The organism is Desulfobacterium sp. N47 (assembly GCF_051233685.1).
Taxonomy (GTDB): domain Bacteria; phylum Desulfobacterota; class Desulfobacteria; order Desulfobacterales; family RPRI01; genus RPRI01.
In genome coordinates this window covers 1-10,393 of the sequence record NZ_JBAMMY010000085.1, presented here as the reverse complement: position 1 = coordinate 10,393, position 10,393 = coordinate 1, and the positions used below count along the sequence as shown (strand labels likewise).

The following is a 10,393-nucleotide window of genomic DNA, read 5'->3' as shown; positions in this document are numbered from 1 at the left end:
CCGCCTCCGAGATATTCGAGGGTCTCTCCGGCGGCCTCCGGATTCATCCTTGGCATATTACTCATAAACCGCTGCGTATAAAAAAACAAGAGGTCAACCACAACATCTTGGGGTCACCCACACAAATGTGCGATGCGGCATATATTAAAACACAAGTGGTTATGGATGCTTGAGGGATATATTGTAAAAGGGCTTTTATGTCAATAATTAACGCTGGCGACCAAATATAAACAAAACAAAAATCGATATAAATCTGTTTTTGAATCAGCGAAGAATAAAATTACTGAATTATTACATCAACCATTGTATCCTTTAAAAGTCCTTCCGTGTTTTTCCCTATTTTTATCAGCCCGTCAGCTCTAATCATAGTATTTATCAGCCCGGATTTTCCTAAAACAGGTTCTGCAAGCACAACGCCGTCTTTTTCAATTAAGCGGACCCTTACATAATCAGTTCTTCCCTGGGCCGAAGCAATGTTTCTTGTCAGTTTAGCAGAAATTGCCGGGATTATATTTGCAGAAGTATTGCCGCTTATCTTTTCGATAAAAGGTTTAACCACTGCTGTAAAAACAACCATAGCCGAAACCACATGTCCGGGAATACCCCATACTGCCTTTTTGCCTGATCTTGCAAGAATTGTAGGTTTGCCCGGACTGATAGAAATGCCATGAACAATTATTTCGGAATCGGGAAGATCGGATAAAACTTCAATTGTAAAATCGCGGACTCCAACCGAACTTCCTCCTGAGATCAAAACCATATCGGAGCGCAAAAGAGCATTGCTGCAAATATCATAAAGGTTTTTATAATTATCTTTTACAATTCCGAATGTTAAAGGAATACCCCCGGCTTCCTTAACCTGGTTTGAAAGAGTATATGAATTTATATCTCTTATTTGCCCTGAAACAGGAATTTGTGAAACCGGCACGACCTCGTCTCCGGTTGAAATTATACTGATTACCGGTTTTTTATAGACTTTTACTTTTTCTTTTCCGAATGCTGCAAGAAGACCTGTCTCCTGTGGTCTTATTTTTCTGCCTTTTGGAAGAATAATACTTCCTTTGAGAAAATCCTCTCCTTTTTCAATGACATTATGCCCTGGTGCAATGCTTTTATAGATTTCTATCGTTTGTTCATCCAGAACTTCGGTATGTTCAATCATAATAACACTGTCAGCACCATCAGGAAGCATTCCTCCGGTTGATATTCTGGCTGCTTCCCCATCCTTGACTGTAAAGAAAGGTGATTTCCCCATTGCTATCTGTCCCGCTATATTGATATATGCCGGATTTTCATCTGATGCTCCAAATGTGGAGGATGCGCAAACAGCGTAACCGTCCATAGTGGAACGAGGAAACGGGGGAAGATCAGAATCTGCAATGATATTTTCGGCAAGAATCCGACATTGTGTGTCTTCAAGTAAAATTTCTTCGGTTTCAACACTTTGAAAAAGGGAAACATATTCAAGAACTTTGTCCGGATCGATAACTTTAAAAAAATCTTTCATCAGAATCCCAGTTTTTAACTTATAGTATTTGTTGTTTTAAATTGATTTAATTAGAATTGATTTGTGAATAGTATAGATGGCTTTATAAAATGTCAAAAGAATAGATTGCTGTGATCAAAAACTTGTAATAAATTGGTAAAGGTGTATAATTCGTTAAATTAAAACAACCTTTTTTAAATACTTAACAATAAACCGAGGAACATAATGCCGGATGAGGATGAGCTTTTGGAATCTTTGGTTCCAAAACGTGCTGAAAAACCAAACTTTCTTACGGACACCCGTTTTGATGAGTTCAAAATACCACCTGAAGTATTAATGGGCTTAAAGGATGCCGGTTTTACCCTTTGTACTCCCATACAGGCCAGGGCGCTTCCATTATCACTTGCAGGACAAGATGTTGCCGGACAGGCTCAGACGGGTACGGGAAAAACAGCGGCCTTTCTTACAACTATTGCATCGCGTATTCTTTCATTGGAAAACAGAGTACCCCGTTTGCCGTCTGCTCTTATCGTAGCTCCAACAAGAGAACTGGCTCAGCAAATACATGAAGAGGCTGAGGTTCTTTTCAGGCATACCGGATTAACACTTATGCAGGTGATAGGAGGTATTGACTATCAGAAGCAGGCCGATATGCTCAGAAAAGGTGTCGATGTTGTAATATGTACACCGGGCAGAATTATTGATTATTTCAAGCAGGGTGTTTTTAAAACCGAAGGCATTAAGATAATCGTAATTGATGAAGCAGATCGCCTTCTCGATCTGGGTTTTTCAAAAGATATGCGATATATTCTGCAAAAACTTCCGAATTACTCAAAAAGACAGTCCATGCTTTTTTCCGCAACTCTATCACACAGGGTTATGGAATTAACATACGAATACATGAATCTGCCGGAATTTATATCGGTTACTCCGGAAGATGTGGTCGTGGAAGGTATAAACCAGATTCTTTATCATGTATCCAAAGAAAGCAAGCTGTCTCTTCTTTTGGGATTGCTCAAGCGTGAAAAATGGTCAAGGGTTCTCATTTTTGCAAACACAAAGTCAAGCGTGGAACGGCTGACCGGAAAGCTTAAAGGAAACGGATATCCTGCAGAAGGAATAACCGGAGATTTGCCTCAGAGTAAACGCTTCAGCCTCATGGAAAGGTATAAAAAAGGAAATATAAAGATTCTCGTTGCAACCGATGTTGCTTCACGAGGTATACATGTGGAAGATATTTCTCATGTTATCAATTATGATCTTCCTAATGACGGAGAAATATATGTTCACAGGATAGGCCGAACCGCCAGAGCCGGAAAAGAGGGAAGCGCCATATGCTTATCATGTGATGAGTTTGTGCTGAATCTGGAAAATATAGAAAATAAAATCGGCTATAAGATTCCGGTGGAGTGGGCGGAGGACGACTGGTATATTGAAGATAAATGCAAGTCAGTTTTCCCCAAAAAGAGGTATGAAGAGAAAAAGAAACGGCGGCCGGTAAAAGAAGTTGCAAGGACAAAAAGTATACAACCTATAAAGCCTAAAGAAAAAACTAAAAAAAATTATTTCCCGGGAACCTTTTTCGGATTTACTCCTCCTGTGTCTGAACAAAAAGATGTGGCAGTTATAGAAACAGGCATAGAAGCAGGTATAGGTGCAATTAAAGATGCAGTTAAAGAAGATGAATTGCCGCAGACTGTTAAGCCTAAAAAAAAGCATAGATACAGAAGAAAAAGTCGTCCGAAAGCTGTTGGAACAGTTGAAGGCAAAGAAGCTAAAAAAGAAACATAAGAGCCAGTTTCAAAACGTTTCAGTTTGGTCAAGTCCAACGCAAAAGATCGGCCAAAATGGGGCGTTTTTCAATTGGCTCGTAAATATCAGATATTGGATGGCAGAGCACAGATCGAACTCAGAATAAAGAACTTCAAGTCTTGCTATGGATAATAATCGCTATGGGGTATGTTTTTAATCTTAAAGATACCATAGAATACAGTAAATGGTTTGAAAAGCCACATAACAGATCTGTTTTGGCTCTTGAAAAAAAGCTTATGACGGATATGCTTCAACCTTCAAAAGGTGAGACTATCCTTGATATAGGTTGCGGAACCGGTGAAAGTCTTGTTCCTTATCTCGAAATGGGGCTTTCCGTAACAGGCGTCGACCCTTCAAAGTATATGCTGGATTGTGCTATAAAAAGACTTGCAAACCGGGCGGAACTTCGTATGTGTTTTGCCGAAAATCTCCCCTTTGATGATAATTCCTTTAATTATGCTTCTTTTTTTACTTCGCTGGAATTTACCGATGATCCTAAAATGGCGCTGGAAGAAGCCTGCAGGGTAGCAAAAGATAAGATATTTATCGGGATTCTTAACAGTTATTCGATTAATGCTTTTAGCATCCGTATAAAGAAACATTTTTCTGAAACATTATACAGTCATGCAAAGTTTTTTAATGTCTGGGAAATTAAAAAGATACTAAAGGAGCTTTTGGGAGATGTTCCGATATCCTGGAATACAGTCTGCGAGTTTCCTTTCAGATCATGCATAATTGCCAACAAATTTGATAAAGCTGATTTTACAATAAAATACCCTTTCAGCCCGTTCGTCGGAATTGTTGTTACTCTGATTCCGCGGTTTAGAACAAAACCTCTTGCGATTAAATATTCGGCAAGCCAGACAGGCAGCGCAATTGCCGGAAAACCGGTACTCGGAGGATCGATTCATGGAAGCCCTTCTTTATGAACAACTTAATGATAAAAAAGTAAAATGTAATCTTTGTAACCACAGATGTGTTGTAGCGTCGGCTATAAAGGGAAAGTGCAAAAGTATTTCCTATACCTATACGGAACCAACGGTTTTTTTGAGTTTGCCCGTGAAACCGCAATGCTTGCTCATAAAAATAATATGAAAAACGTTTTTGTAACAAATGGTTATGGGCAGATTTTATTCCTGCGGATAGCATACGCACCCATACCCAATCCGAACGGATTTATGACAATTGGTATATAATAACCGCCTGGAGATAATTATTAGATGAGTAACAGCCGTAATATATATTTAAAAATGATGACTCTCAACGAAGCAAGAGAGATTTTATTTGCAAGGTTTTCACATCTTGAAAGACTTTCAGGAGAAGAGGTTCCGGTTCCTGATGCTGTGGGCAGGATACTTGCAAAGCCGGTTTTTGCAAAAATTTCTTCACCCAACTTTCATGCTGCCGCAATGGATGGCATAGCAGTTAAGGCGGAAGATACCTTTGGTGCAAGCGAGACAAATCCGAAAAAGCTTGTAGTAAACAAGGATGTTTTTTTTCTTAACACCGGCCATGTGCTACCGAAAGATACAAACTCAGTGATTATGATAGAATATGTAAATGTTATTGATGAAAGCAGGGTTGAAATCGAAGCACCTGCCGTACCCTGGCAGCATGTAAGAAAAATGGGTGAAGATATAGTTGCAACCGAAATGCTGTTTGCCCAGAATCATGTTATAACCCCATACTGTGTCGGCGCACTTCTTTCAGGCGGTATATTTTCAGTTTTGGTAAGAAAAAAACCGAAGGTAATCATAATTCCAACCGGATCAGAACTTGTTGACTGGAAAAATGCAAATACTGATGAACTTAAACCGGGAAAGATTTATGAAACAAATTCTTTTGTTCTCGGCAAACTTACAGAATCTTTCGGTGGTAATTATGAAAAATACGATAAAATCATAGATGATACCGACAAGATAAAACAAGCTCTACTTAATGCAGTAAATAGCGATTGTGATTTAGTGCTTATTATCGGGGGATCATCAGCCGGATCTGAAGATTATGCAAAAAAAGTTATTGCAGATATCGGCGAGGTTTTTGTTCACGGAGTTACCATGATGCCGGGGAAACCTGTTGTAATTGGTAAAGTCAAAAACAAGCCTGTTTTTGGAATTCCAGGTTATCCCGTATCTGCAATTGTTGCCTTTGAACAATTAGTACAACCCATAATTTGTAAAATGCTGGGACAACCTGAGAAAGAAAGACAAAAGATTCAGGTTATACCGGCAAAGAAAATTACATCAAAGCTTGGTTTGGAAGAATTTTTACGTGTAAAGCTTGGAAGGGTAGGTGAAAGAATTATAGCAACAGCTCTTCCAAGAGGAGCCGGATGTATAACCACAATTACAGAAGCAGACGGAATTATACGCATACCGAACCATGTTGAGGGAATAAACGCGCAGGAACCTGTCACTGCAGAGCTTATCCGCCCTCTGTCCTCAATAGATAACACGATCGTGGTTGTCGGAAGCCATGATAATTCACTTGATATTTTATCGGACAGCATAAAAGCAGGAGAAAACAGTTTAACTCTTTCATCAAGCCATGTGGGCAGCATGGGTGGTCTTATGGCGATAAAAAACAGGGTGTGCCATATTGCAGGATCACATCTTCTTGATACAGCAAACGGTTCTTATAATATATCATATATTAAAAAATATCTTCCCGATATTAAAGTAAAGCTTGTCCATCTTGTTTACAGAGATCAGGGACTTATTGTGGCAAAAGGAAATCCGAAAAACATAAAAGGTATTAAAGATCTTGCCCGCGATGACATATCCTTTATAAACAGGCAGGGCGGTTCAGGCACAAGGATTCTTCTTGATTACAGGTTAAATCAGACAGGAATTAATCCGAAGCAGATAACCGGGTATAACAATGAGGAGTTTACCCATATGTCTGTTGCAGTTGCAGTTTTAAGCGGTGCGGTTGATGTAGGTCTTGGTATATTTGCAGCAGCTAAGGCTCTTGGCCTTGATTTCATACCGGTTGTAACGGAACAATACGATCTTGTTATCCCGGAAGTTTATTTTGAAACCAAAAATATTCAGATTGTTCTTGATACTATAAACAGCACGGATTTTAAAAAGCGTGTCGAAGCATTAGGCGGTTACAGCACAAAGGAAACCGGCAACATCTTGTTATGAAATATAAAACAATAGATCATACCGCCGATCTTGGAATTGAGGTGTTTGGTTCAAGTCTTAAAGATCTTTTCGAAAACGCAGCCTGGGCATTGTCTGACCTTTTAACTGTAGATACGGGTAATCTGCGTCCTTTACCGGAAACTTCCATTACTGTATCAGGTCAGGACTGGCCTGATCTTATGGTAAATTGGCTCAGAGAGCTTTTGTATCTCTTTACTGGAAAAGATATGATTATTAAGAGTGCAAAAATCGTTTCCCTTGCAGAATATGCCTTAACCGCAAATATCAGATATGAACCCTTTCTTCCTACCCGCCATATAATAAAAAACGATATTAAGGCAGTTACTTACCACCAGATTATGGTTGAACAAGCCGGTGAAAAATGGAAGGCAAAAATTATATTTGATGTGTAGAATACTATGGAATTAAGAAAAATAGACGATTACAGGTGGGAAGTTGTTAAAACGGGGCAGATGCGCGTTCCCGGTATTATATATGCCGGAGATTCCATGATTGAAAGTATAAAGCAGGAAGAAGCCGTAAAGCAGGTTGCAAATGTTGCCACTCTTCCCGGAATAATAAAAGCATCCCTTGCAATGCCCGATATCCACTGGGGTTATGGTTTCCCTATAGGAGGTGTTGCCGCATTTGACTGGGAAAACGGAGTCATATCTCCGGGAGGAGTAGGCTATGATATAAACTGCGGAGTACGTCTTGCAGGCACATCGCTTACTGAAAAAGATGTGAAAAACAAACTTGAAGATATCGTTAACTCGCTTTATCAAAATATTCCTTCGGGTGTTGGGTCTACAGGCAATATAAAACTGGCTTATTCCGAAGAAAAAAAAGTATTAAAAGAAGGCAGTAAATGGGCTTTGCGCCATGGCATGGCTTATGAGTCCGATATAGAGCATACGGAAGATTATGGATGTATGTCAAACGCTGATCCTGATACGTTAAGCGATAAAGCGCTTGAGCGCGGGTTAAAGCAGCTTGGCACTCTTGGTTCAGGTAATCATTTTCTTGAAATCGGATTGGTTGATAAAATCTATGATTCAGATGTAGCGCGTGTATTCGGTCTTTTTGAAGGCCAGGTTACCGTAATGCTTCATTCAGGATCAAGAGGGCTGGGATATCAGGTTTGCGATGATTTTCTTGCACACATGGCAAAAAATATTAAAAAGATCGGCTTTGAAATTCCGGACAGGCAGCTTGCCTGTGCCATGATTCAATCGTCTGAAGGAATGCGCTATTTTAATGCGATGGCATGTGCCGCCAATTATGCCTGGGCTAACAGGCAGATTCTTATGCATAAAGCGCGTGAAGTCTTAATGCATGTTCTTCAGATAGGACCAAGAGATCTTGGGATGAATCTAGTCTATGATGTCTGCCATAATATTGCAAAAAAAGAAACTCATGTAGTTGACGGAAAAAAAAGAGTTTTATGTGTTCACAGAAAAGGCGCCACAAGAGCTTTTCCTGCCGGCCATGAATCCGTTTGTGAAAAATACAGGGCTGTCGGCCAGCCGGTACTTGTTCCCGGTGATATGGGAAGAGCTTCTTATGTTCTTGTTGGAACCGAAAACGCCATGAAAGATACTTTCGGGTCAACCTGTCATGGGGCAGGGCGGGTTTTAAGCAGAACAGCAGCTTTGAAAAAAAGCAAGGGCAGATCTATTGCGCGTGAGCTGGAAGACAAAGGAATATTTGTAAGATGGACCGGAAGGTCCACTCTTGGAGAGGAAATGCCGGAAGCATACAAAAATATTTCCGAAGTGGTGAATGTTGTGCATGGAGCAGGTATTGCAAGAAAGGTTGCAAAACTAAAACCAATGGCTGTTTTAAAAGGTTAATAATGATACAAGAGGTAGAATAACCGGCATCATTGCATCCTGCATGTCAGTTATTTTGCTCTTAAATTTCTTTTATATGTAGTAAAGAAAGGCAGGCTGCATTATTTTTCACCATATTGTTTCGCAGTTGGAATATTTTGTATAATTTTGGGACTATAAGAAAGGACTTGTGCGGTGAATCCGGAGATTTTCAGAGAATATGATATGAGGGGAATAACAGATAAGGATATTAATGAAGAAGATGTGGTGTTGATAGGAAAAGGGATCGGAACCTATCTTCTTGAACATGGTAAATCAAATCTCACAGTGGGGCGGGATTGCAGAATCACATCAGACAGCTATTCGGAAAAACTTATTGAAGGGCTGCTTTCAACCGGCTGTAATGTAACAGATATTGGAGTTTGTCCCACGCCTGTTTTATATTTTTCAATTTTTCATTTAAAACAGCAAGGCGCCGTAATGGTGACGGCAAGTCATAATCCGTCGGAATATAATGGTTTTAAAGTTTGTATTGATTCCGACTCCCTTCATGGAAAACAACTTCTTGATGTGCTTGATATAATTAATAAAAAATCTTTCATTTCAGGTGCCGGTTTGCTTTCATATTTTGATGTGCTTTCACCTTATAAGGATTTTGTCCAAAACAATATATCCATATCCAAAAGTCTTAAGATCGGTATTGATGCCGGAAACGGCACAGCAGGAGTAGTTGCTGTTCCCGTATTAAAAAACCTTGGCTGCGAGGTTCATGATCTTTACTGCGATATGGACGGAACTTTTCCAAATCATGAAGCCGACCCGACAGTATTAAAGAACATGAAAGATCTGATAGCACTTGTTAAGGAAAAACAACTTGATCTTGGAATAGGCTATGACGGAGATGGCGACCGTTTAGGAGTTGTTGACGAGAAGGGTAATATTATATTCGGCGATCAGCTTATGATTATTTTTTCAAGAGAAATTCTTTCAAGAAAACCCGGTGCGACTTTCATATCAGAAGTCAAGTGCTCGAAAACCATGTATGATGATATAACAAAGCATGGTGGTAATGCAATCATGTGGAAAACAGGGCATTCTCTGATAAAGAAAAAAATGAAGGAAGAAAAAGCGGAGCTTGCCGGAGAAATGAGCGGGCATATGTTTTTTGCAGACCGTTATTTCGGCTTTGATGATGCGGTATATGCATCATGCAGACTTCTTGAAATTGTCTCAAAAACCGGAAAAAAAGTTTCCGGGCTTTTATCGGATATTCCAAAAACATATACAACACCCGAAATAAGAGTTGATTGCCCTGATGACAAGAAATTTATACTTGTAAAAAAAGTAACCGAACATTTCAGAAAGTTAAATAATGTTATAGATATCGACGGGGTGCGTGTTCTTTTTGAAGACGGCTGGGGTCTTGTGCGCGCATCCAACACGCAACCTGCTCTTGTACTGAGATTTGAAGCAACATCTGACAAAAGACTTCTGGAAATAAAAGATCTGGTTGAATCAACACTTGCGAAAATACGTGAACAGATCTGATTGTTGCTGAACTATAGAGCCAATTGTAAAACTCCCAAGCCTGTCATTCCAGCGATGTTTCCGGGCGGGAATCCAATTTATAACTGACTTAAATCATGGATGCCCGACAATTATTTGGGAATGGCCAAAAAGCATATTATCTCCTCTTTCCGGATACATTGTTAAGGAGTATGTTATCTGGAAAGATAAAAGTATATTTTTTTAAAATCTTGTCAATTGAATAATATATTAAGTATAATTAAATTCAAATCATTATAGGTAGTTAAAAAGAGATATTTTACCCAAAGACTTAAGTTGTTGAACAAGCCTTGGCCGTTTAATTATTGTTTGAAGTTGTAATTTTATTTCTATAACTTTATGGTAAACTTACGAAATGACAACATCACCGGGTACTGTCAAGTTTTTTGTGTAAAATTTTTATCAGCCGGTTTTTGAAAGAATGGCAGATTCTCACGCACTTTTCCGATAGGGTTTGATTTCCAGTGTAACTCCATTTTAAGACAGATAAATGCCAGGAGAGTATAGCAGGCGTTCTCCCCGGCTACGATCTCCATCGGTTTTGTTCT

7 protein-coding genes are annotated in these 10,393 nt (G+C 39.4%); 6 read left to right on the top strand and 1 reads right to left on the bottom strand.

Annotation, left to right across the window (positions count from 1 at the left end):
- Positions 1-280: 280 nt before the first annotated feature.
- On the bottom strand, positions 281-1,507 hold the full coding sequence (locus VXK47_RS05585) for a molybdopterin molybdotransferase MoeA (RefSeq protein ID WP_435547788.1): 1,227 nt from the start codon (positions 1,505-1,507) through the stop codon (positions 281-283).
- A 204-nt stretch (positions 1,508-1,711) separates the two neighbouring features.
- Here VXK47_RS05585 and VXK47_RS05580 point away from each other — a divergent pair, with 204 nt between their 5' ends.
- The 6 genes from VXK47_RS05580 (at position 1,712) to VXK47_RS05555 (ending at position 9,827) form a co-directional block, all read left to right on the top strand.
- The gene (locus VXK47_RS05580; RefSeq protein ID WP_435547787.1) at positions 1,712-3,277 is read left to right on the top strand and encodes a DEAD/DEAH box helicase; all 1,566 of its coding nucleotides are present in this window, start codon (positions 1,712-1,714) and stop codon (positions 3,275-3,277) included.
- A gap of 161 nt (positions 3,278-3,438) precedes the next feature.
- Positions 3,439-4,227, top strand: a complete 789-nt coding sequence (locus tag VXK47_RS05575) for a class I SAM-dependent methyltransferase (RefSeq protein WP_435547786.1) — start codon at positions 3,439-3,441, stop codon at positions 4,225-4,227.
- Between the two features lie 291 nt (positions 4,228-4,518).
- Entirely contained in the window at positions 4,519-6,447 is a 1,929-nt protein-coding gene (locus VXK47_RS05570; RefSeq protein ID WP_435547785.1) for a molybdopterin biosynthesis protein, read from the top strand.
- On the top strand, positions 6,444-6,860 hold the full coding sequence (locus VXK47_RS05565) for an archease (RefSeq protein ID WP_435547784.1): 417 nt from the start codon (positions 6,444-6,446) through the stop codon (positions 6,858-6,860). The genes VXK47_RS05570 and VXK47_RS05565 overlap by 4 nt, the downstream gene beginning before the upstream one ends.
- A gap of 6 nt (positions 6,861-6,866) precedes the next feature.
- Entirely contained in the window at positions 6,867-8,300 is a 1,434-nt protein-coding gene (locus VXK47_RS05560; protein ID WP_435547783.1) for an RtcB family protein, read from the top strand.
- 174 nt (positions 8,301-8,474) lie between these two features.
- Positions 8,475-9,827 (top strand): phosphomannomutase/phosphoglucomutase, encoded by a 1,353-nt coding sequence (locus VXK47_RS05555; RefSeq protein ID WP_435547782.1) that lies wholly within the window; start codon positions 8,475-8,477, stop codon positions 9,825-9,827.
- Positions 9,828-10,393: the final 566 nt, after the last annotated feature.